20 protein-coding genes and 1 pseudogene are annotated in these 19,592 nt (G+C 71.7%); 9 read left to right on the top strand and 12 right to left on the bottom strand.

Annotated features, from left to right (window positions below; translation table 11 throughout):
• Nucleotides 1-30: 30 nt before the first annotated feature.
• From ACZ6QQ_RS19020 to ACZ6QQ_RS19010, 3 genes are read right to left on the bottom strand one after another with little or no spacing between them, the layout of a single operon-like run.
• Nucleotides 31-1,062, bottom strand: coding sequence for an aspartate-semialdehyde dehydrogenase (locus ACZ6QQ_RS19020; protein ID WP_465877729.1), 1,032 nt, complete (start codon nucleotides 1,060-1,062; stop codon nucleotides 31-33).
• Nucleotides 1,063-1,100: 38 nt separating this feature from the next.
• Nucleotides 1,101-2,057: an MFS transporter permease gene (locus tag ACZ6QQ_RS19015; protein WP_465877727.1), complete on the bottom strand. Its 957-nt coding sequence runs from the start codon at nucleotides 2,055-2,057 to the stop codon at nucleotides 1,101-1,103.
• Entirely contained in the window at nucleotides 2,054-2,494 is a 441-nt protein-coding gene (locus tag ACZ6QQ_RS19010) for a hypothetical protein (protein ID WP_465877726.1), read from the bottom strand. The genes ACZ6QQ_RS19015 and ACZ6QQ_RS19010 overlap by 4 nt, the downstream gene beginning before the upstream one ends.
• A 192-nt stretch (nucleotides 2,495-2,686) precedes the next feature.
• Here ACZ6QQ_RS19010 and ACZ6QQ_RS19005 point away from each other — a divergent pair, with 192 nt between their 5' ends.
• Nucleotides 2,687-3,844 (top strand): phosphatase PAP2 family protein, encoded by a 1,158-nt coding sequence (locus ACZ6QQ_RS19005; RefSeq protein WP_465877970.1) that lies wholly within the window; start codon nucleotides 2,687-2,689, stop codon nucleotides 3,842-3,844.
• A 27-nt stretch (nucleotides 3,845-3,871) separates the two neighbouring features.
• Here the strand turns inward: ACZ6QQ_RS19005 and ACZ6QQ_RS19000 are convergent, their stop codons facing one another.
• Both ACZ6QQ_RS19000 and ACZ6QQ_RS18995 read right to left on the bottom strand, forming a co-directional pair.
• Nucleotides 3,872-5,218, bottom strand: a complete 1,347-nt coding sequence (locus tag ACZ6QQ_RS19000) for a M16 family metallopeptidase (protein WP_465877725.1) — start codon at nucleotides 5,216-5,218, stop codon at nucleotides 3,872-3,874.
• The gene (locus tag ACZ6QQ_RS18995) at nucleotides 5,215-6,507 is read right to left on the bottom strand and encodes a M16 family metallopeptidase (RefSeq protein WP_465877723.1); all 1,293 of its coding nucleotides are present in this window, start codon (nucleotides 6,505-6,507) and stop codon (nucleotides 5,215-5,217) included. The genes ACZ6QQ_RS19000 and ACZ6QQ_RS18995 overlap by 4 nt, the downstream gene beginning before the upstream one ends.
• Nucleotides 6,508-6,762: 255 nt before the next feature.
• On the opposite strand from ACZ6QQ_RS18995, the gene ACZ6QQ_RS18990 reads away from it, so the two are divergent.
• The 3 genes from ACZ6QQ_RS18990 (at nucleotide 6,763) to ACZ6QQ_RS18980 (ending at nucleotide 10,106) form a co-directional block, all read left to right on the top strand.
• On the top strand, nucleotides 6,763-9,246 hold the full coding sequence (locus ACZ6QQ_RS18990) for a penicillin-binding protein (RefSeq protein WP_465877722.1): 2,484 nt from the start codon (nucleotides 6,763-6,765) through the stop codon (nucleotides 9,244-9,246).
• 426 nt (nucleotides 9,247-9,672) lie between these two features.
• Nucleotides 9,673-9,879, top strand: a complete 207-nt coding sequence (locus ACZ6QQ_RS18985) for a hypothetical protein (RefSeq protein ID WP_465877721.1) — start codon at nucleotides 9,673-9,675, stop codon at nucleotides 9,877-9,879.
• Between the two features lie 32 nt (nucleotides 9,880-9,911).
• On the top strand, nucleotides 9,912-10,106 hold the full coding sequence (locus ACZ6QQ_RS18980) for a hypothetical protein (protein WP_465877720.1): 195 nt from the start codon (nucleotides 9,912-9,914) through the stop codon (nucleotides 10,104-10,106).
• 214 nt (nucleotides 10,107-10,320) lie between these two features.
• Here the strand turns inward: ACZ6QQ_RS18980 and ACZ6QQ_RS18975 are convergent.
• From ACZ6QQ_RS18975 to ACZ6QQ_RS18965, 3 genes and pseudogenes are all read right to left on the bottom strand, one after another.
• Nucleotides 10,321-10,833, bottom strand: a pseudogene (locus tag ACZ6QQ_RS18975) (DUF1360 domain-containing protein); the annotation flags it as partial.
• A 138-nt stretch (nucleotides 10,834-10,971) separates the two neighbouring features.
• Nucleotides 10,972-11,283 (bottom strand): hypothetical protein, encoded by a 312-nt coding sequence (locus ACZ6QQ_RS18970; RefSeq protein ID WP_465877968.1) that lies wholly within the window; start codon nucleotides 11,281-11,283, stop codon nucleotides 10,972-10,974.
• 25 nt (nucleotides 11,284-11,308) lie between these two features.
• Nucleotides 11,309-11,659, bottom strand: a complete 351-nt coding sequence (locus ACZ6QQ_RS18965; RefSeq protein WP_465877967.1) for a DUF6158 family protein — start codon at nucleotides 11,657-11,659, stop codon at nucleotides 11,309-11,311.
• 134 nt (nucleotides 11,660-11,793) lie between these two features.
• Here ACZ6QQ_RS18965 and ACZ6QQ_RS18960 point away from each other — a divergent pair, with 134 nt between their 5' ends.
• Both ACZ6QQ_RS18960 and ACZ6QQ_RS18955 read left to right on the top strand, forming a co-directional pair.
• Nucleotides 11,794-12,213, top strand: coding sequence for a hypothetical protein (locus ACZ6QQ_RS18960; protein WP_465877719.1), 420 nt, complete (start codon nucleotides 11,794-11,796; stop codon nucleotides 12,211-12,213).
• 16 nt (nucleotides 12,214-12,229) lie between these two features.
• Complete coding sequence (locus tag ACZ6QQ_RS18955) at nucleotides 12,230-12,565, top strand: DUF3817 domain-containing protein (RefSeq protein WP_465877718.1); 336 nt, start codon at nucleotides 12,230-12,232, stop codon at nucleotides 12,563-12,565.
• Nucleotides 12,566-12,855: 290 nt separating this feature from the next.
• Here the strand turns inward: ACZ6QQ_RS18955 and ACZ6QQ_RS18950 are convergent, their stop codons facing one another.
• Nucleotides 12,856-13,056 carry a DUF397 domain-containing protein gene (locus tag ACZ6QQ_RS18950; protein WP_465877717.1) on the bottom strand — a complete coding sequence of 67 codons (201 nt, stop codon included), beginning with the start codon at nucleotides 13,054-13,056 and terminating at the stop codon, nucleotides 12,856-12,858.
• 305 nt (nucleotides 13,057-13,361) lie between these two features.
• Here ACZ6QQ_RS18950 and ACZ6QQ_RS18945 point away from each other — a divergent pair, with 305 nt between their 5' ends.
• Nucleotides 13,362-14,225 carry a helix-turn-helix domain-containing protein gene (locus ACZ6QQ_RS18945; RefSeq protein WP_465877716.1) on the top strand — a complete coding sequence of 288 codons (864 nt, stop codon included), beginning with the start codon at nucleotides 13,362-13,364 and terminating at the stop codon, nucleotides 14,223-14,225.
• 9 nt (nucleotides 14,226-14,234) lie between these two features.
• Here the strand turns inward: ACZ6QQ_RS18945 and ACZ6QQ_RS18940 are convergent, their stop codons facing one another.
• The gene (locus tag ACZ6QQ_RS18940; protein WP_465877714.1) at nucleotides 14,235-14,783 is read right to left on the bottom strand and encodes a DUF6232 family protein; all 549 of its coding nucleotides are present in this window, start codon (nucleotides 14,781-14,783) and stop codon (nucleotides 14,235-14,237) included.
• Nucleotides 14,784-15,498: 715 nt separating this feature from the next.
• Between ACZ6QQ_RS18940 and ACZ6QQ_RS18935 the strand changes: the two genes are divergently transcribed.
• Both ACZ6QQ_RS18935 and ACZ6QQ_RS18930 read left to right on the top strand, forming a co-directional pair.
• A complete protein-coding gene (locus tag ACZ6QQ_RS18935) occupies nucleotides 15,499-16,461 on the top strand; it encodes a C40 family peptidase (RefSeq protein ID WP_465877713.1) in 963 nt (320 codons plus the stop codon).
• A gap of 9 nt (nucleotides 16,462-16,470) precedes the next feature.
• Entirely contained in the window at nucleotides 16,471-17,145 is a 675-nt protein-coding gene (locus ACZ6QQ_RS18930) for a hypothetical protein (protein ID WP_465877712.1), read from the top strand.
• Nucleotides 17,146-17,234: 89 nt separating this feature from the next.
• Here ACZ6QQ_RS18930 and ACZ6QQ_RS18925 read toward each other — a convergent pair whose 3' ends face one another.
• Together ACZ6QQ_RS18925 and ACZ6QQ_RS18920 are read right to left on the bottom strand one after the other, a co-directional pair.
• Complete coding sequence (locus ACZ6QQ_RS18925) at nucleotides 17,235-18,224, bottom strand: sigma-70 family RNA polymerase sigma factor (RefSeq protein WP_465877965.1); 990 nt, start codon at nucleotides 18,222-18,224, stop codon at nucleotides 17,235-17,237.
• A 398-nt stretch (nucleotides 18,225-18,622) separates the two neighbouring features.
• Nucleotides 18,623-19,561 (bottom strand): MurR/RpiR family transcriptional regulator, encoded by a 939-nt coding sequence (locus tag ACZ6QQ_RS18920; protein ID WP_465877711.1) that lies wholly within the window; start codon nucleotides 19,559-19,561, stop codon nucleotides 18,623-18,625.
• Nucleotides 19,562-19,592 lie beyond the last annotated feature (31 nt).

Here is a 19,592-nt window from a genome sequence, read left to right as displayed (position 1 = left end):
GCTGACCGGCGACCCGTCGACGTACGGTGCTCAGCCCGCCGAACCGACGTCGGCCAGCAGTTCGGCGATCTGGACCGCGTTGAGGGCCGCGCCCTTGCGCAGGTTGTCGTTGGAGCAGAAGAGCGCCAGGCCGTGCTCGACGGTCTCGTCCGCCCGGATCCGCCCCACGTAGGTCGGGTCCTGCCCGGCGGCCGTCAGCGGGGTCGGCACCTCGGCCAGCGCCACGCCGGGCGCGTCGGCGAGCAGTTCCACCGCGCGGCGGGGGCTGATCGGCCGGGCGAAGCGGGCGTTGATCTGCAACGAGTGACCGGTGAACACCGGCACCCGGACGCAGGTCCCGGAGACCAGCAACTCGGGCAGGCCGAGGATCTTGCGGCTCTCGTTGCGCAGCTTCTGCTCCTCGTCGGTCTCGCCCGAGCCGTCGTCGACGATCGAGCCGGCGAGCGGGAGCACGTTGAACGCGATCGGCGCGCTGAACTGGCGCGCGGTCGGGAAGTCCACCGCCGATCCGTCGAAGGTCAGGGCGGTGGCCTGCTCGGCGACCTTGCGTACCTGCTCGTCGAGTTCGGCGACGCCGGACAGGCCGGCGCCGGAGACCGCCTGGTACGTGGCGACGACGAGGCTGACCAGTCCGGCCTCCTCGTGTAGCGGGCGCAGGATCGGCATCGCCGCCATCGTGGTGCAGTTCGGGTTGGCGATGATGCCCTTCGGGCGTACGGCCGCGGCCTGCGGGTTGACCTCCGCCACCACCAGCGGCACGTCGGGGTCCATCCGCCAGGCCGAGGAGTTGTCGATCACCACCGCGCCGGCCTCGGCGACCCGTGGGGCGAGCTCGCGCGATGTCCCCTTGCCGGCGGAGAAGAGCACGATGTCCAGTCCGCGATAGTCGGCGGTCGCCGCGTCCTCGACGGTCACCTCGGTCTCACCCCAGGGCAGAACCTGGCCGGCCGAACGCGCCGAGGCGAAGTACCGCACCTGCTCCGCCGGGAACCGCCGGTCCGCCAACACCTGCCGCATGACGCCGCCGACCTGGCCGGTGGCGCCCACAATGCCAATCCTCATGTCAGTGAGGCTACCCAGAAGATCGCTCCGACCGGCACTCAGTTCCCGCCGGCGGCCCGTTCCGGCGGGGTGAGACCCGGCGGGGCGACGGGTGTCACGGGTCCGGCCGGGGAGACCGGTACGCCGAGCGGGTCGACAACCGGGCCGGGCTTGCCGCCCCAACGGCCGGTGAGGCGGCGCCGTACCCAGAGCACCGGGCGCACCCGTTCCAGGGGCAGGAAGCTGGTCATCGCCGCCTGGTGCGGCATGAAGGAGATGGTGATCGCCGACCAGGTGACGGCGTGGAAGACGTAGAAGAAGCCGATCATGGCGTACCGGGCCCGACCGCGCAGGACGAACACCAGCGGGCTGGTCAGCTCGAACGCCATGATCCCGAACTGTCCGACGACGAGCAGTACGGGCACGTCGAGCAGCCAGTCGCTGGCGAAGGTGCCGCGCCGGATCACCGCACGGGCCAGGGTGGCGCCGGTGAGCCAGTCGAGCCCGCCGTAGCGCAGCTTCGCCCAGGCGGCGAGGAAGTAGGTGGCGATCACGGCGAGCTGGGTCACCCGCAGCGCCCACCCGGCAGCGGCGCTGGGCGTGAGGTCGCCGTGCCGGGCCCGGCCGACGGTCGGCAGCACGGCCAGGGCGACCAGGATGCCGAACCGGTCGTGGTCGACCTTGCCGTAGCTGAACGCGATGACCAGCCACTCGAAGTAGAGGGCCAGCACCGTCCAGCCGAGCAGCCGGGGCGCCCGCCCGGTGGCGGCGGCGAGGGTGGCCGCGAGCAGCACCCAGAACAGCGTGGTCACCAGGGCCGCGTTCGGCGTCGGCAGCGGCATCATCCGGCCGACCAGCAGCGGGGCGTACAGCTCGCCGGAGACGGCGGTCCGGCCCCGCAACCAGCCCGTGAAGAAGACGATGTCCGCCGCGACCAGCAGGTACGCCACCGTACGGAACGCCGCCACCCGGCCCAGCGGCACCGGCGCGGTGAGCCAGTCGCCGACCCGCCTCACCGGGTCACCTGCCAGTTGACGACGGTCTCGTCGGTGTCGACCCCGGTCGGCCGGCCGTCGACCATCGCGTGCCGGCGGACCACGATCGAGACCGAGGCGAGCGGCGGCCGGTCCGGGTTGCGCCGGTGGTAGGCGTCCACGACCAGGTTCAACCGGGTCGGGTCGGCGGTGAAGCGGCTCAGCTGCCCCTCGATCTCCGCCCGGCGGATGCCGGTCTCCCGCTCGGTCAGCACGAAGCTCTCCCCTGCCGCGTCCCGCGCCAGCACCAGTGCCTCGGCCACCGGGGCGTCGAGCCGGTCGGTGGTGGCGTACATCCGGAACGGGCCGAACGGGAAGTTGTCGTCGGAGCCGACCAGCGTCCCGGCCAGCAGCAGGCCGGCGCCGACCAGGGTCACCACCACCCGGACCAGGCGACCGCGGGCGGTCAGCGATTCCATTCGCCGCACAATACTGGCCGGCGCCCGGAAAATTCCCACCCCGACCCGGTCGTCCCATCCGGGAGTTTCCGCCCCGCCGTCGGTCCGGATCGAACCGGCCGGCTAGCCTGGGTCGCCATGAGCAGGAAGCAACCGGCCGGGTCCGCCCCCGAACGCACCCCCGCTGAGCTGCGTCTGCGGCGGGCCGGTGCGATGGCGGCCTGGGTCGTCGCCTTCGTGGCCGGCTGGCTGCTGATCGGGTTGCCCACCGACCCGCTCTACGCCTTCTTCTGGCTCTGGGCGGCGACGGTGGCCTGGCGCATCCACCTGCCGTGGCGGCAGCACCTGGTCTTCGCCCGGGACTGGCTGCCGGTGGTGATCCTGCTGGCGATCTACAACGTCTCCCGTGGCTTCGCCGACGACTACTTCGACCCGCACGTCACCGAGCTGATCCACGCCGACGAGTGGATGTTCGGCTGGGCCACCGGGGGCCAGATCCCCACCATCTGGTTGCAGCAGCACCTCTACCACCCCGACGTGCGCTGGTACGACGTCCTCGCCAGCTTCGTCTACTTCTCCCACTTCGTCGCCGCGCTGACGGCGGCGGTGGTGCTCTGGCTGAAGTCGCGCCCGCGCTGGGCCGCGTTCATGCGCCGCTGGTTCGCGCTGAGCCTGGCCGGTCTGATCACGTACTTCGCCTATCCGGCCGCCCCGCCGTGGTGGGCCTCGGTGGAGGGTTTCCTGCCGGTCGAGGTCCTGCGGATCTCGAACCGGGGCTGGCAGGAGTTCGGTCTGCACGGCGCCGGCAACACCCTCAACGTGCTCCAGCTCGCCTCGAACCCGGTGGCCGCGATGCCGTCGCTGCACACCGCGTTCGCGCTCTTCGTCGTGCTGTTCTTCCTGCCGTCGGTCAAGCGCCGGTGGTGGCCGCTGCTGCTGACGTACCCGCTGGCGATGACCTTCACCCTGGTCTACACCGGCGAGCACTACGTGATCGACGTGCTGGTCGGCTGGGCGTACGTGGTCGGGGTGTTCCTGCTGGTCGGCGCGGGTGAACGCTGGTGGGCGGCCCGTCGGGCGCGGGTGGCCGGCCCGGCCGGGCCCGGCCCGGAGGGCGGCGGTCCGCAGACCGCACCGCCGGTCGGCCCGACCACCGGTCCCGGCGGACCGACCGGCGCACCGGTCGACCCCACCGCGACGAACGACTCGCCCGACGCGCCGGGCGGCGCGACCGACGGCGGACCGGGCGGCACCGGCCCGACCGGACCGGAGCCGGCCACCACCCCGCGCCAGCGCGAGGCACCCGAGCAGGGCGGCGCACGGGTCGGGGCGGGCGACCGGACGGAGGAAGCCGGCCAGCGTTCCCGCTGACCGGCTCCACCACGTCACACCGTCGGGCTACCGCCCGGCGTCGACGACCTCGCCGAGCCCCGTCGCCACGATCTCGTCCCGGATCAGCGCCGCGTCGCCCTCGACCACCAGGGTCAGGCCGTCCGGGTGCAGGTGGGTCGCGGCCGCCGCGGAAACCTCCGCCTCGGTCGCGGCCAACAACCGGGTACGCAGGGTCGCGTGGTAGTCGTCCGGCAGCCCGTACACGACCAGGGTGCCGAGGGCGCCGACGATCGCCCGGGGCGACTGCAGCTCGACCGAGAGCTGACCGGCCCGCCAGGACCGGGCGACCGCCAACTCCGGCTCGGTGACCCCCTCGGCGGCGGTACGGCTGATCTCGCCGATCGCGTCCACCAGGGCCGGCGCGGTCACCGCCGTCTGTACGTTCCCGGCGACCACGAACCGGCCGAACCGCCGGGACAGGCCGAAGTCGGAGCGGATGCCGTACGTGTAGCCGCGCACCTCGCGCAGCAGGTGGTTCAGCCGGGACGTGAACGCCCCGCCGAGCACGGTGCCGACCAGGGTCATCGGCACGTAGTCCGGGTGCGCGCGGTGCGCTCCGGGGTGCCCGAGCCGCAACGTCGACTGCACCGAACCGGGCCGGTCGACCACGATGATCCGCCGCTGGTCGCGTACCGCGACCCCGATCGGGGGATCGACCGGTGCCGGTTGCCCGGCCGCCCCGGCGAAAGCCGCCTCGCCGAGCGCGTCGAGGTCGAGTTTGTCCAGGTCACCGGCGACGAGCAGGGTGCCGGGCCGGAGCAGCCAGTCGGCGTGGAACGCCTTGACGTCGTCCACCCCGATCGCGGCCACCGAGTCCGGGTCGCCGTCCATCGGGCGGCCGTGCCGCTGGTCGGCGCCGAACAGGTCGGCCCGCAGCGCGGCGTCGGCCCGTGGGCCGGGGTTGGCCCAGTACATCCGCAGCGCGGTGACCTCGTCGTCGCGTACCCGGACGATGTCGGCCGGGTCGAGCCTGGGCGTGCGGACGGCCTCGGCCATCAGTTGCACCGCGGCGAGCAGCCGGCGGCCCGGCACCTGGACCCCGACCTGGAAGGCGTCCCAGTCGCTGCCGATGCTCAGCTCGGTGCCGAGCCCCTCCAGGGCCAGCGCGTACGCCGACGAGTCCCGCTGCGCGGTCCCCTCTTCGAGGGCCTTGGCCAGCACCCCGCCGAGCCCCTCGCGGCCGAGCGGCTCCCGGCCGGCGCCCGCGTCGAGCAGCAGCGTGGCGGCGGCCAGGTTGTGGCCGGGCAGGTGGGCGGCGACCACCTCACCGCCGGCCACCGTCCGCCGGACCACGTTCGGGAACCGGTACGGCCTCGGCTCGCCGGTCTCCGGACGGTCAGCGATGAGCGTCATGCCTTCTCCTCCGGCAGGTAGGTCAGGGTCACCCGGTCGGCCGGACGCAGCACCTCGGCGGCCACCTCGGCCAGTTGGTCGGCACCGACACCGAGCCAGCCCGGCAGCCGGTCGGCGGCGCGGGCCGGGTCACCGAACTGGAGCGTGTACCGGCCGAGGGTGTCGGCCCGGCCGTCGACCGTTGCCAGCGACCGCCACCAGGCGGTGGTCAGCAGGGCGCGGGCCCGGTCGAGTTCGGCCCCGGTCACCCCGCCGTCGGCGAGTTCGTCGACCACCTCGGTCAGCCCGGCGGTCAACTCCTCGGCGGAGACACCGGGGCGGGCGGTCGCGGTGATGATCAGCGGGGCCGGCGCGTGCGCCAGGTCGACCCCGTACGCGCCGACGTTGTCCGGCTGGGCGAGCCGGGCCCCGTCGGCGAGCCGCTGGTAGAGGCGGCTGCCCCGGCCGTGGCCGAGCAGGTAGCCGAGCACGGTCACCGCGTCGTACTCGGGGGTGCCGAATGGGTACGTGCGGTGCGCCAGGTAGACCCGGGGCGCCGGCACGTCGGCGTGCACCGTCTCCGTCGCCGGTACGCCGGTCGCCGGCACCACCAGCCCGTCCGGCGCGGGCGGGATGTCGGCCCGTGGCTTCAGCCCGCCGAAGAACCGCTCGGCCAGCGCGAAGACCTCACCGGCCGAGGTGTCGCCGACGACGGTGAGCACCGCGTTGTTCGGCGCGTAGTAGGTGGTGTGGAAGTTCTGGAAGGTCGCCAGGTCGGCGGCGTTCAGGTCGGCCATCGACCCGATCGTCGAGTGGTGGTACGGGTGCCCCGGCGGGTAGAGCAGCGGCAGCAGGCGCAGCCACGCGTCGCCGTACGGGACGTTCTCGTACCGCTGGCGGCGCTCGTTCTTCACCACCTCGCGCTGGTTGTCCAGCGTCTCCTGGGTCAGCGCGGGCACCAGCCCGCCCATCCGGTCGGCCTCCAGCCACAGCACCAGCGCCAGGTGCTCGGCCGGCACGGTGTTGAAGTAGTTGGTCCGGTCCGGGTTGGTGGTCGCGTTGAGCGAACCGCCGGAGCCCTGGATCAGCTTCATGTGCTCGGTCTTGGCCACGTTCACCGAGCCCTCGAACATGAGGTGCTCGAAGAGGTGGGCGAAGCCGGTCTGGCCGTCGGGTTCGTGGCGCGACCCGACGTCGTACCAGAGGTTGACCGCCACCACGGGGGCGCTGCGGTCCTCGCTGACGACCACACGCAGGCCGTTGTCCAGCCGGGTGGTCTCGATCGGCCAGGGGTAACCGGTCTCGGGCATGGGCACGACGCTATCCGATCCGGGGCCCGTCACGGCACAGGTGGTCTTGCGAACTGCCGGACCATCCGCACGAGACACGATCCCCTTCGGGGGATCCTGGCCGCGTCGGCCACCGCCGGTCCGCCCGGCAGATCTACTGGGGCTCGGACCGGATGGCGGACGGGTCCGGGTCGCCGGTGGGTGTCGGGGTCCCGGTCGTACGCGTCCGCGCCGGTTCTCCTGGCCGCCGCCGGTCGTACCCGAAGGGGGTGTCGAATGCCCGCGCACCGACAGTTCCGCCCGCACGGACCCGGTCCGGTCCGCCCCGCCGTGTTCCGTCGGCGCGGCGCCCACCGGTCCGCCGCGGCGCCTGGTCGTTCACCCCGGCGGGTCCGGCTGATCCGGATCGGGGCGATGCTGGTCGCCGGTCTGGCTGCCGGGGTGCTGGTCGCCGCGTTGGCGTTCCCCGGTCTGGCGTTCACCGGTCTGGTGGCGAGGGCCGGGGTGGCGACGTTCGAGAGCCTGCCGGTGGAGCTGCGGGTGGTCCAGGCACCGCAGGCGAGCCGGGTGTTCGCCGCCGACGGCCGGACCCCGCTGGCCGTCTTCTTCGACGAGAACCGCCAGGACGTGGCGCTGGCCGACATCTCCCCGGCGATGCGGGAAGCGATCGTGGCGGCCGAGGACCACGGTTTCTACCGACACCGGGGCGTCGACCTGCGCGGTTTCCTGCGGGCGCTGGTCGCCAACAGCGTCGGCGGCCGGCAGGGCGCCTCGACCCTGACCATGCAACTGGTACGGATGTCCACCACCTACTCGACGTCGGACCCGCAGGTGGTGGTCGCGGCGAGCGAGGACACCGGCGCCCGCAAGCTGCGGGAGATGCGGATGGCCTCGGTCCTGGAGGCGCACCTGAGCAAGGACGAGATCCTCCAGCGCTACCTGAACCTGGCCCCGTTCGGCCACGGTACCTACGGCATCTCCGCCGCCGCCCGGTTCTACTTCGGCAAGCGGCCCCGGGAGCTGACCGTGCCGGAGGCCGCGATGCTGGCCGGGCTGGTGAAGTCGCCGAGTTTCTACGACGCGTTGGACCGGACCGGGCCGGGCGCGGCGCAGGCCCGCGACCGGCGCGACTGGGTGATCGGGCAGATGGTCGAGACCGGGGCGATCGGCGAGGCGGACGCGACGACCGCGCGGGCGGTGCCGCTGGCGGTGCAGGGCCGGGTGGCGGCGAACGGTTGCTCGGTCACCGGCCAGCAACACTGGGGTTTCTTCTGTGACTACTTCTACCGGTGGTGGCTGGGTCAGGAGACGTTCGGCGGCACCGAGTACGACCGCGAGCGCCGGTTGAAGGGCGGCGGGTACCGGATCGTCAGCACCCTGGACGCCCCGACCCAGCAGGCGGCACACCGCAACGTGGAGCGGGAGCTGCCGACCGGGGCGACGCAGGCGCTGATGCTGGCCGCCGTCGAGCCCGGCACCGGGCGGGTACGGGCCCTGGCGGCGAACCGCACCTTCGCGTCGGACGACCCGGCGGAGCCGGCCAACGGCCCGGCCACCGATCCGGCGAAGGCGGCGGCCGGGGTCCGGGGCAGCTATCCGCGTACGACCAATCCGCTGCTCACCGGCGGTGCCGACGTGACCGGGTACCAGGCCGGCTCCACGTTCAAGATCTTCACGGTGGTGGCCGCCCTGGAGCGGGGCCTCCCGCTGTCGACCACGATCGACGCGCCGAAGCGCTACGAGTCGTCGTACGCCGTGGAGCGGGACAGCCCGGCGGCGTGTCCGGGTACGTCGCGGTACTGCCCGGTCAACTACGAGGAGAAGATGGCCGGCCGGCACGACATGTGGAGCGCGTTCGGTGCGTCGGTCAACACGTACTTCGTCCCGCTGGTCGAACGGGTGGGGGCGGCGAACGTGGTGGACGTGGCCCGCCGGCTCGGGATCGGTTTCCGGGCACAGGGGGACGCGGCCCTGGCCGACGACCCGAAGTCGGCCGACCGGTGGGGCGCCTTCACCCTGGGCGTGTCGGCGACGACTCCGTTGGACCTGGCCAACGCGTACGCCACCCTGGCCGCCGGGGGCCGGTACTGCGTACCGACACCGGTGCAGGAGATCCGGGACCGGGCCGGTGGTCTGCTCGACGCGGTCCGGCCCCGGTGCACCCGCGCGGTGCGGCCCGAGGTCGCGTACGCGGCTGTCGACGTCGCCCGGTGCCCGGTCGGGGACTCGTCGACCGCGGACCGGTGCCGGGAGGCGACGGCGGGCCAGGCCCGGCAGCTCGTCGGGCACCCACTGGCCGGCAAGACCGGTACGACCGACGGCCGCCGTACGGCCTCGGTCGTCATGACCACCACCTCGCTCGCGGTCGCCGGCATCCTGGCCGATCCGGACTGGCCGGACGGCACCGGCGAGATGCCACGTGAGGTGGTGAATCCGGCGGTGTCGCAGACCCTGGCCGACGCGATGGAGGGCAGGCCGAAACGGGACTTCCCGCGCGCCTCGGCGACCCTGATGGGGCTACCCGAACAGCCGCTGCCCAGGCTGGAGTGCACGGTGGCGAAGGATGCCGCCGAGCGGCTGCGGGCGGCCGGTTTCCGGGTCGCGGTGCAACCGGATCCGGTCGACTCGGACTGTCCGGCCGGCGCGGTCGCCGAAACCGATCCCGGCACCCGCTCGGTTGCCGGGGCGGTGGTGGTCCTGCGCCTGAGCAACGGCCGGTTCGCCCCGGCCGCCGGTGTGCCGGTACCGCCCGACCGCTGAGCGATCCGCCCGTCGCCCACCCGCCGGCCCGCTCGTCCACCCGTCGCCCGACCGCGTCCTGGGGAGGCCGCCCACGGGCCGCCCACGACCCCGAGTGTCGTGGGCGGCACGGGTGGAAACCATGACGAATGTACGAATCAGCGGCAAAAAATACGCCGCCCACGGCTGAAGCCATGGGCGGCGCGGGTGTCGGTGTGCAGGTCGCCTCTCGGCGAGTGGCACGACGCGGCTCCAGCCGAACGGTATTCCGCGAGGGCAGTTAGGTGAGGCCCGGGGACACTGGTCACACCGACAGTCATCACAACGAGCCGACCCCGTCCGGGATTCCGCCCACCGCTGTGGGGCATGTCACTGCCCGTCGACCGCCCGGCGCGGGCCTCCGGGACGTCGCGTTTGACCCACCCCCGGCCGGGTAGCTGGGCTTTCGTGACCGACGATCCGCTCCGCCCCGCCCTCGACGACCTGCTCGACGACCTCTACGACGGCCAGGAACGACTCACCCAGGGGGAGATCCACCGTCGCGCGGTCGCCGCCGAACTGCCGGCCGAGTTGCTCACCCGGATCAGCGCCATGCCGGAGGGCGAGTACGCGGACGACGAGGCCGCCGAGTTGCTCGGCGGCACCCCCGCCTGACCGGAAAGCCCCCGGACACCCGAGGAGACCCGATGAGTCAGTACGACCAGCAGGGCGAACAGAACCAGCCCGCCGTCGGCCAACCCCGGCAGGACCAGCCCGACCAGCAACCCGATCAGCAGCAGAACGACGATCAGGCGCAGTTCGACGACCAGTTCCCCACCACCGAGAACCCCACCCAGCAACCCGACTCCCCCGAAGACTGGCCCACCCCCCAACAGCAATAACGCACCCCCTCCCTCCCTCCCTCCCCGCCCGCTCCCTCCCCGCCCGCTGCCACATCCGTGGATCTAGGGCAGATACAGGTGGTTCGATCTTCGATCACACGTATTTGCCCTAGATCGACGACGTTGGGGGGTGCGGTGGGGAGGGGGGAGAGGGGGGAGAGGGGGGAACGGGGGGAGCGGGGGGAGCGGGGGGTGGGGGTGGTGGGGGGCCGTTGCCGTCGGCGGATTGTTGGGCGGTGGCGTAGGCGAGTTGGAGGAAGTCGGAGGCGGCCACGGCGGTGAGGGCGGTGGCCACCAGGCGGGTGAGTCGGGGGGCGAGGACCAGGCCGCCGGTCAGGCCGGTCGCCACCCAGACCGCCAGGCAGAACGGGCAGCTGAGCAACTCACCGAGGGCGTGCCGGGTACTGCTGCCCTGGTCGCGTACCTGCTCCATCACCTCGCCGTGGCCGATCGGCCGGTCGTAACTGGTGAACGGGGCGCGCAGCGGGCTGGTGATGGCGTCCTTGGTGAGCAGCCGGCTGAGCTTGTGGGTGGCGATGGCGAGCAGGACGACATCCTTGGTCGTCGGGGCGTCCGGCACCGGCGTACGGGTGACCCGCACGATGCCGGTGAGCCCGGCGGTCACCCCGGCGTACGCACCGAGCGCGACCAGGTAACCGCCGAGCGGTCGGTGCTCGTGGGGCGCGTACGCCCGGCGCAGCCGTGTCACCCTGTCCCGAACGGTCATTACCGACTCCCTCGATCGATCCCGGTGCAGCCTCGGTCCACCGCTGGTGGGCGTCACTGATGGCACGCAAGGTGGTGCGCTGCCGGTGGGGGCGGCGGTGGTTCCCCTCCACCGGTCTCCGGTTCGCCGGTCGCGGCGTCAGCCGGCGGTCAGGTTGTCCGACACCTCGCGGGCCAGGTTGACCAGGGACTCGTCGGCGAGTCGGTCGAGTGCCCGGTCCTGCGGGTCGGCGTCCAGTTCCAGCCGTACGCTGGCCCCGCCGGCGTCGCCCGGTCGCACCTCCAGCCGGGCCGACCAGGTCGGGGAGCCGCTGGTCCGCCAGTGGGCCCCGAACGCGTCGGTGGTTCCGGTCGGCGTGCCGCCGTCGCGGCGCAGTGGCGCCGGCAGCCAGGCGTCCACCCGTTCCGGATCGGTGGCGGTGTTGAAGACCACCTCGGGCGGCGCGGACATGCCCCGTTCGGCGTGCGCCGCCACGTCAGCCGCCGTCCCGGAGTCGGGCCGGGTCGACCTCGCGGCCCGGATGGCGGCTGAGGTACTCGGTTTCGAGTTCGGCGGTGCGGCGCAGGTGGTTGGCGAGCGCCGTGTCGGCGGCGTGCCGGAGCGTGTCCAGCCGGGTCCGGTGCAGGCTGTGCAGTTCCCGGATCACGTCGTCGTCACCGAGTTCGGCCGGGTCGATACCCAGGTCCTCGGTCTCGACGAAGTCGGCGGCGACCGCTCCGGAGGTGGCGGGGTGCTCGCCGCCCCACTCCCCGACCCGTTGCTCGGGGCTGTCATCGACGGATCCGGGTGTCCCGAACTGGGCACCGCGTGCTGATTCGGTCATTATCGCCCCCGGTTGCTCGACTGGGTTGGCGACTGGACGGATGCCCACCCCGGACCGGCCCCAAACCAGAAGCTGGCGGAACCGAACTACGACGCCGCGTCGGAGAACCGGCTCGGCCGCCGGTACGCTCTAGACCCATGAGACGGTTGTGGACACCGGCGTGGATCGCCCGCCACGTGCTCACCATCGCGCTCGTGGCCGGGTTCCTGGCGCTCGGCTGGTGGCAGATCAGCCGGGCCGCAGCGGGTAACACGCTCAGTTGGGCGTACGCGATCGAGTGGCCGATCTTTGCCGGTTTCGTGGTCTTCCTCTGGATCCGCGAGGCCCGGCACACCCTGCGTCCCGAGGACCCGGCCGCGCCGACCGCGCCGGCACCGCCGCCGGCCGGCACTCCGGGCGTACGGCGACCGGTCCGCTCGGCCCGTTCCGCCCGGTTGCCGGTGTCGGTCCCGGACCGGGAGAGCGATCCCGAACTGAGCGAGTACAACCACTACCTGGCGTGGTTGAACGCGAATCCGGGCGCCAAGCCCGCCGACTACCCCGGCCCCGGCCGGTAGAAAGGAACGGAACGAAGTGGGCGCAGCCCTGACCCGATACCGTGTGATCGCCTACGTCGTAGGTGTCGTGCTGATCCTGCTGGTCGTGGTGGGAATGCCACTGAAGTACGGCTGGGACTCCCCGGTGGTGGTGGAGACGATCGGCCCGGCACACGGCTTCCTTTACATGATCTACCTGGTGGCCGCGTTCGACGTGACCCGCCGGGCGAAGTGGCCGCTCGGTCAGATGCTGTTGGTGATGCTCGCCGGCACCGTCCCGTTCGTGTCGTTCTACGCCGAACGCGTGGTGCGGCGCCGGATCGCCGCTCAGGTACGGGAGGAGCAGCCGCAGCCGCAGACCGTCGCCGGCTGACCCCCGGGCCGGTCGGACTGCGGGCACCCCTCCCGCACGTACACGGAAGCCCCCGCCGGGGCAGGCGGGGAGCATCCGCGAGACGGATCGGCGGGGCGCCAACGGCCTGGTGTCGGGACGTTCCGTCTCGATCCAATGTCGCACGGCGGGACCGGCCGGAGAAGGCTGCGACCCCTGAGTGAACCGTGAACGCGCACGTGAATCCATCCGGCCGGGCTACGTCCCCGGTACGCCCTCCGGCACCGGACCGGGCGCCGGTGGTCACCCCCGGCGGGTTGCCGGGCGGGCGGTCAGCGGGGGTCGAGCTCGCGGGTCCGGACGGTGTCGACGAACGCCTGCCAGGCGGAGGCCGGGAAGACGACGTACCGGTCCGGGTCGGTGGAGTTGCGGACCGCCATTCCGGCCGTGACCTCGGCAACCTCGACGCATTTCTGCGACTCGCATCGAGTGCTCTTCCGCCACGTACCCGTGCCGGGACCCGGCTGCGACATGCATCCTCCTTGACACCCGCTACCTTGCACGGCAGGTGCCGCGACGAGCAGACGATACCGGTCGCTCAGCGAGGCGGATAGCCCGGAAATGCGTACATTATGGTGTTTCACCTTAATGGTATACCGACGGCTACCGGCCGGTCGCGGGCCGCTGCGGCAACCCTGGTGTTCGTTTGCACCGCCGGTGTAGCCTGCTCGATATCCCGCTCATCCGGCAGGTAGCGGATGGCCAGGTGGCTTCCTGACGACAGCGGCACGGCGCCCCCTCGCCCCGCCGCCGGTCTGCCGTTGACGGAGAGACTCTGATGACCACGGCATTCGGCCCGACGGTGGGCAGACGCAGGCTCCGTTCGGCGATCCGCCGGGCCCGCGAGGCCTCCGGGCTCACCCAGGAACAGGTGGCCGTCGCGATGGACTGGTCGCTGTCCAAGCTGATCCGGATCGAGTCCGGTTACGTCTCCATCTCCACCAACGACGTCAAGGCGCTGTTGCAGCACTACCAGGTGACCGATCCGGCGCAGGTCGCGAAGCTGGTCGAACTGGCCCGGGTGGCCCGGCAGCGCACCTGGTGGTCGCAGTACCGCGACAGCGTGCCGCCGGCGTACTACGCGTACATCGGGCTTGAGGCGGAGGCGTCCCGGCTCTGCTTCTACCAGTCGGTCGGCATGCCCGGACTGCTCCAGACCGAGGCGTTCGCCCAGGCCGTGGTGCAGTCCGTGATCCCCAACTTCAACGACGAGGCGGAGGCCCAGGCGTCGGTGGCGCTACGGTTGCGCCGCCAGCGTGAGGTGCTCGACCGACCCGACCCGCCCACCATCGACGTCGTGCTGGACGAGGCCACCCTGCACCGGCAGACCGGTGGCCGCGAGGTGATCCGCGAACAACTGCTCAACCTGGTACGCCTCGGCGAGGTGGAGCACATCACGATCCAGGTGCTGCCGTTCACCTCCACCATCTACACCCCGCTCGGCCAGTTCGTGATCGTCTGTTTCGCCGGCTCGGAGGAGACCGACGCGGTCTACCTGGAGAGCACCGGGCTGGAGGACGTACTCGACCATCCGGAGTCGGTCACCTCGCACCTGATGACGTTCGAGGGACTGCGGCGGGCGGCACTGAGCCCGCAGGAGTCCCTCGAACGGATCGCCGCCATCGCCCGCGACCTGGCCTGACCCGCGCGGTCAGCGGTCCGGGGGCTCCCAGGGCGGCGACGAGGTGACCAGCGGTTCGGTGACGCCGCCGAGCCGGGCCACCTCCTGGGCCCGGCGCAGGGCCCGGGTGAGCTGGTTGAACTGTCGCTCCTGGTCGCTGCTGAACAACAGGGTCATCTCGCCCCGGTAGCGCCCCCACAGTTCGTGCGTCGGTGGGCGCAGCTTGTGGCCGAGGAACGCGAGCACCACCGGCAGGAACGCGGCGGCACCGAGGGCCAGGTACGTGGCGGCGTTGAGCCGGTAGAACTCACCGGTGTAGCCGAAGGCGACCCCGATCACGACCAGCACACCGCCGGTCACCACGACGGTCCGTACGGTGAGCGGGTCGTGCGGGCCCCGGGCGGTCCGCAGCTGGGTCAGTTCGGCGACCGGGAACCGGCGGCCCGCCACGGTGAACGACTCACTGGTGACCCGTACGCCGGGCTGCCGGTAGAACTCGACCGGGGCCGGCCGGTCGGCCCGCCTTCCGGTGACGGATTGTGTACCTGTTCGGCGCGCGGAGTCGCGAGTAGGATGCATGACAGCCTCCAACGGCTCGTGAGGCGGGCTGACGTGGGGGATCTGTAAAGATCGGCACTTGGTGGCAGCCAGGTGCCGATCATCGTTTTGCAACGATGCCGTTGCCGGAATTCGATTCCGGCCCTGCAATCATTGTGCGAAGGACGTGCCAGGACTGGGAAGGGTTGTTTCAGCCACCTGGCAGATTTCCAGGCGGCAGCTAGCGCCCTGGACAGATTTATGTCCTTCTTTGTGACGCTTTACCCCACCATCGTGCGCTACCCCATTTGCCAACACCGGCCAAAGGGGCACTTGGCGAGTCCCGGTACGGGACCCACCCGCGATATCACCAACCGACTTCGACCCACCACGTCAAGTGATCACGACATTCCACCTATCCGTTGTCCTTGCCCCAGAACGCGCGGCCCCCACTGTCGCCGCCACCCGACCTGGGACTAGGTTGGTTTTCGCTGGTCCGGTGGTCAGTCATCCCCCTGGGTGATGCCGGCCCGGCGCCGCCGAAACGCTCCGGCCGGACCCGACCACGCAGTGACACTCCGCAGTCGCGGTCCGCAGTCGCTCCACAACGGACGCCACCTTCTCCCTGGGTGGTGGCCGTCAGCGGACACCCCGCTCGCCGTGGCGCGACCCGCCGGCTCGACCCCGGTCCGGCAGCACCCGGACCAGCGGATCGGGAGATCCGATCGGCGGCGAGAAAGGAAGGGGCTCCGCACTCTTGCCATCCGCGCGGATCCTGTTGCGCTCGCTGGTACTGGCGGCTCTGTCGGTCGGGCTGATCGCCCCCGCCACGATCGCCCAGGCGGAACCGTCCGCCGCCGAGCTCACGCAACAGATCAACAAGGCTTCGACCGAGCTGGAAAAGATCGTCGAGTCGTACAACAAGCTCAACGAGCAGATCAAGAGCACCAAGGCCGCGACCGCAGAACTGGCCGTCAAGCTCGCACCACTGGAACAGCAGGCCACGCAGAGCCGCGCCGAGATGGCGGCACTCGCCGCGAAGGCGTACAAGGCGGGCGGGCTGCGTACGGCGGACGCACTGCTCGGCGACAACGCCGCAGACAGCCTGATCGACCGGCTCGGCACCCTCGACTACCTGGCCCGCGACCGGGACCAGCAGCTCGCCGGCCTGACCGCCACCCAGCAGCAGTACGTCGACCAGAAGGCCAAGCTCGACGGCACCCTGGCCCGGCAGACCGCACAGGCCAAGGAACTCGACGCCGGCAAGAAGAAGATCGAGGCCGACATCGCCAAGCTCTCCGAGCTGCGCCGCAAGGCGTACGGCTCGGTGACCTCGACCGGCACCAGGTACACCGGCAAGATCCCGGCCGTCTCCGGCAAGGCCGGCGTCGCCGTGACGTACGCGTACAACGCGATCGGAAAGCCGTACGTCTGGGCGGCCGAGGGCCCGAACGGGTACGACTGCTCGGGGCTGACCCTGGCCGCGTGGAAGGCGGCGGGCAAGTCCCTGCCGCACAACGCGGAGATGCAGTGGGGCAAGGTGGCGCACATCAGCCGAAGTTCACTGCAACCCGGTGACCTGGTCTTCTACAGCGGTCTCGGGCACGTCGCGCTCTATGTCGGCGGCAACCAGGTGATCCACGCGCCGAGCTTCGGCGACAGCGTGAAACTGGCCAGCGTGGACATGATGAAACCGTACGGCTACGGCCGGGTCCGTTAACCTGCCCGGGTGACCACACCCCGCAACCCCGACCCGCTGGCGGGTACGGCGATCGAACGCCTGACGCCGTACCTGCCGGCGGTCGGGGTGACCGGGGCGGGGCCGGACACGGATCCCGCCGCCCGGTCGCTCTACGAGACCGTGGCCGCCCGGCTGCGTGCCCTGGGCGAGGCGGAGGCGCTGGCCGAGTTCGTCCGCCAGCCCCAAAACGACTCCCTGGTACGCCGACTGCTCGCCACCGCCGTCCACGACGACCCGACGTACGCGGCCGAGCTGGCCGCCGCCGTCGCGGCGGTCCCGCCCGACGGCCCGCAGAACCCCGCCGCCGATCCCACCCCGCTGGGCAGCCCGGATCGCCGTCCGTCCGGCGGAGGTCGGCGGCTGTCCCGCCGTACGCTGCTCGTCGCCCTGGCGGTGCTGACCGTCGCGGTGCTGGTGGTCTGCCTGGCGGCCCGGAACATCCTCGCCGACCTCGACGGCAGCGGCGGCCTCACCACCCAGTCCAGCTGCGCCGAGTTCCGGCAGGCGCCGAAGGAGGACCGGGCGCGGGCCCTCCAGGCGATCGCGCTGGCTCGGGGCGTGCCCGAACTGGACACCCCGCTGGCTCTGGACGCGGTCACCCGGGCCTGTGCCGCCACGCCCGAGCGCCGGCTCGCCGACGTGGTGGCCGGGATCGGCACCTGACCGTTCTGGTTCACCGACCCGCAGACGACGGTGGCCGGTGCCCCCGGAGGGAACACCGGCCACGTTCGCCGTTGATTGTTCGGTCAGGCTCAGGCGGCCTGCAGGCCCTCGGCGCGGGCCAGCTCACGCAGCCGACCCAGCGCCTGGATCTCCAGCTGGCGGATCCGCTCGCGGGAGAGCGAGAAGCGCGAGGCGACCTCGGTGAGCGAGTGCTCGCGCCCGTCCTCCAGGCCGTAGCGGGCCCGCATGATGCCGGCCGAACGGTCGTCGAGGTGGTTGAGCAGCCCCTCGATCCGCTGCCGCTCCAGTGCGGTCAGCACGATCTCCTCGGGCGACGGCGCGTCGCTGTCGGCGACCAGGTCGCCGAGGTTGGTGTCGCCGTCGTCGCCGACCGGGGTGTCCAACGACACCGTGTCCTGCGACCAGCGGACCAGTTCGTGCACCCGCTCCACGGTCACACCCAGGGACTTCGCGATCTGCTCCGGCTCCGGGTCGGAACCCAGCTCACGGGTGAGCTGCCGGGCCACGTTGCGCATCCGGTTGACGTCCTCGACCAGGTGCACGGGCAGCCGTACGGTCCGCTCCTGCTGGGCGATCGCCCGGCTGATCGCCTGACGGATCCACCAGGTGGCGTACGTCGAGAACTTGTAGCCCCGCTCGTAGTCGAACTTCTCCACCGCCCGGACCAGGCCGGTGTTGCCCTCCTGGATCAGGTCGAGCATCGGCATCCCGGACCGGACGTAACGACGGGCGATCGACACCACCAGTCGCAGGTTCGCCCGGATGAACAGATCCTTCGCGCGATCGCCCTCCACCACCAGGCGCTCCAGCTCCTCGCGGCCGACGCCCGCCGGAACCCTGCCCTCTTCGAGCAGGTGCTCCGCGTAGAGGCCCGCCTCGATCGACTTCGAGAGGTCGACCTCCTTGGCGGCGTCGAGCAGCGGTGTGCGGGAGATCTCGTGCAGGTAGACGCCAACCAGGTCACGCTCCTCGGCGACCTCGTCGGTACGCATAACGATGCTCTTCTCCACGTCGCTCACGGTCCCCTCGTCTACCCCGGTTGCCCGGTTACCTGCCATCCCCACGTTCATCAGCCCTCCCCCGTAACCCCTGCTGTGCCCTGTGGCGCTGACACCTACACAACAGTTGAGACGCGTTGGGGATTCCATCCCGTGGGTCGAAAGTGTCACGAATGCCTGAGTAGTTGCTGTGAGCACGATCGACGTTTGCTGTCAGGAGGCCTCTTCAGCTGCGGCGCGGCCCGTTTCCGGACCAACTATCGGATCGCTTACGCAGTCTCCGGCCGGATAAATCGCAACACCACGACACAACGACGCGCAGCGATCCGCATCACCACCGACCTGCGATCCTCGTCACTACGAGAAGACGCACCAGGACCATGAACGGTTCACCACCACGGCCGAGGATTACCCCTGTACGTGGTGAACAATCCGCCCGGCCGGCAAAGTCCCCTTGATCAACTCAGCCCGGCAACGGGTACCGGGGTCGGGGTTTGCGGCGGGTCCACCGGTGGCGGCGGCAGGGGCTCGGCGCTGAGTTCGAGGGCCCGTCGGGTCCGGGCCCGGTTGCGGGTGGCGACCCCGACGAAGAGGCAGTCGATCACGGTGAGCGCGGCCAGCCGGCTGGCCATCGCCCCGCTGCGGTACGTCGTCTCCCGAGCCGCCGTGGCCAGGACGAAGTCGGCGACCGCCGCGATCGGCGCGCGCGGGTGGTTGGTCAGTGCCACCGTGGTCGCGCCCAGCGTTCGCGCCCGCGCCAGCACCGCGACCGCCTCGGCGGTGTTGCCGGTGTGCGAGATGGCCACCGCCACATCGCCCCGGCCGAGCAGCGCGACCGAGGCCAGGGCCGTGCGGCCGTCCGGGAAACAGAAGGCGAGCCGGCCGATCCGGTGCAGTTTCCGCTGGAAGTCGGCGGCGACCAGACCGCTCGCCCCGGCGCCGTAGATCTCGATCCGGGTGGCGGCGTGGATCGCCGCGACCACCTGCTCGCAGACGGCCGGGTCGAGCTGCTCGGCGGTCTCCGCCACCGCCCTAGCGTCGTGGAAGCCGATGGTGGCGATGATCTGGGCCAGGTCGGCACCGGGTGGAATCTCGCCGCCGACCACCCGCGCGTCCGGCGGGTCGATCCGTCGGGCCGCCTCGGTGGCGAGCCGGATCCGCAGCTGCGGGTAGCCGGTCAGGCCGAGCGCGCGGCAGAACCGGACGACGGTGGCCTCCGACGTCTCGGCGGCGGTGGCGAGGTCGGTGATCGTACGGCGGGCGGCCCCGGCCGGGTCGGCGAGCACGAACCGGGCCACCCGCAGTTGTGCCGGGGAGAGCGAGGGAAGCAGACCGGTGATCCGGACGATCAGGCCGCCAGGTACATGACCTGCGGAAACCCTCGCAATCTTCCCCACCAGCGAAAGTTACTCAGGTGCCACCGGGGCG

The organism is Micromonospora sp. NPDC049529, assembly GCF_055586685.1.
The sequence above is the reverse complement of the archived record's forward strand: the minus strand, read 5'-3'. Positions and strand labels throughout refer to the sequence as shown.

Coding starts and splice junctions, on each gene's coding strand:
- ACZ6QQ_RS19020 (WP_465877729.1), bottom strand. CDS start 1,062: ATGAGGATTGGCATTGTGGGCGCCACCGGCCAGGTCGGCGGCGTCATG.
- ACZ6QQ_RS19010 (WP_465877726.1), bottom strand. CDS start 2,494: ATGGAATCGCTGACCGCCCGCGGTCGCCTGGTCCGGGTGGTGGTGACC.
- ACZ6QQ_RS19005 (WP_465877970.1), top strand. CDS start 2,687: ATGGCGGCCTGGGTCGTCGCCTTCGTGGCCGGCTGGCTGCTGATCGGG.
- ACZ6QQ_RS19000 (WP_465877725.1), bottom strand. CDS start 5,218: ATGACGCTCATCGCTGACCGTCCGGAGACCGGCGAGCCGAGGCCGTAC.
- ACZ6QQ_RS18995 (WP_465877723.1), bottom strand. CDS start 6,507: ATGCCCGAGACCGGTTACCCCTGGCCGATCGAGACCACCCGGCTGGAC.
- ACZ6QQ_RS18990 (WP_465877722.1), top strand. CDS start 6,763: ATGCCCGCGCACCGACAGTTCCGCCCGCACGGACCCGGTCCGGTCCGC.
- ACZ6QQ_RS18980 (WP_465877720.1), top strand. CDS start 9,912: ATGAGTCAGTACGACCAGCAGGGCGAACAGAACCAGCCCGCCGTCGGC.
- ACZ6QQ_RS18970 (WP_465877968.1), bottom strand. CDS start 11,283: ATGTCCGCGCCGCCCGAGGTGGTCTTCAACACCGCCACCGATCCGGAA.
- ACZ6QQ_RS18960 (WP_465877719.1), top strand. CDS start 11,794: ATGAGACGGTTGTGGACACCGGCGTGGATCGCCCGCCACGTGCTCACC.
- ACZ6QQ_RS18950 (WP_465877717.1), bottom strand. CDS start 13,056: ATGTCGCAGCCGGGTCCCGGCACGGGTACGTGGCGGAAGAGCACTCGA.
- ACZ6QQ_RS18945 (WP_465877716.1), top strand. CDS start 13,362: ATGACCACGGCATTCGGCCCGACGGTGGGCAGACGCAGGCTCCGTTCG.
- ACZ6QQ_RS18940 (WP_465877714.1), bottom strand. CDS start 14,783: ATGCATCCTACTCGCGACTCCGCGCGCCGAACAGGTACACAATCCGTC.
- ACZ6QQ_RS18925 (WP_465877965.1), bottom strand. CDS start 18,224: ATGGCAGGTAACCGGGCAACCGGGGTAGACGAGGGGACCGTGAGCGAC.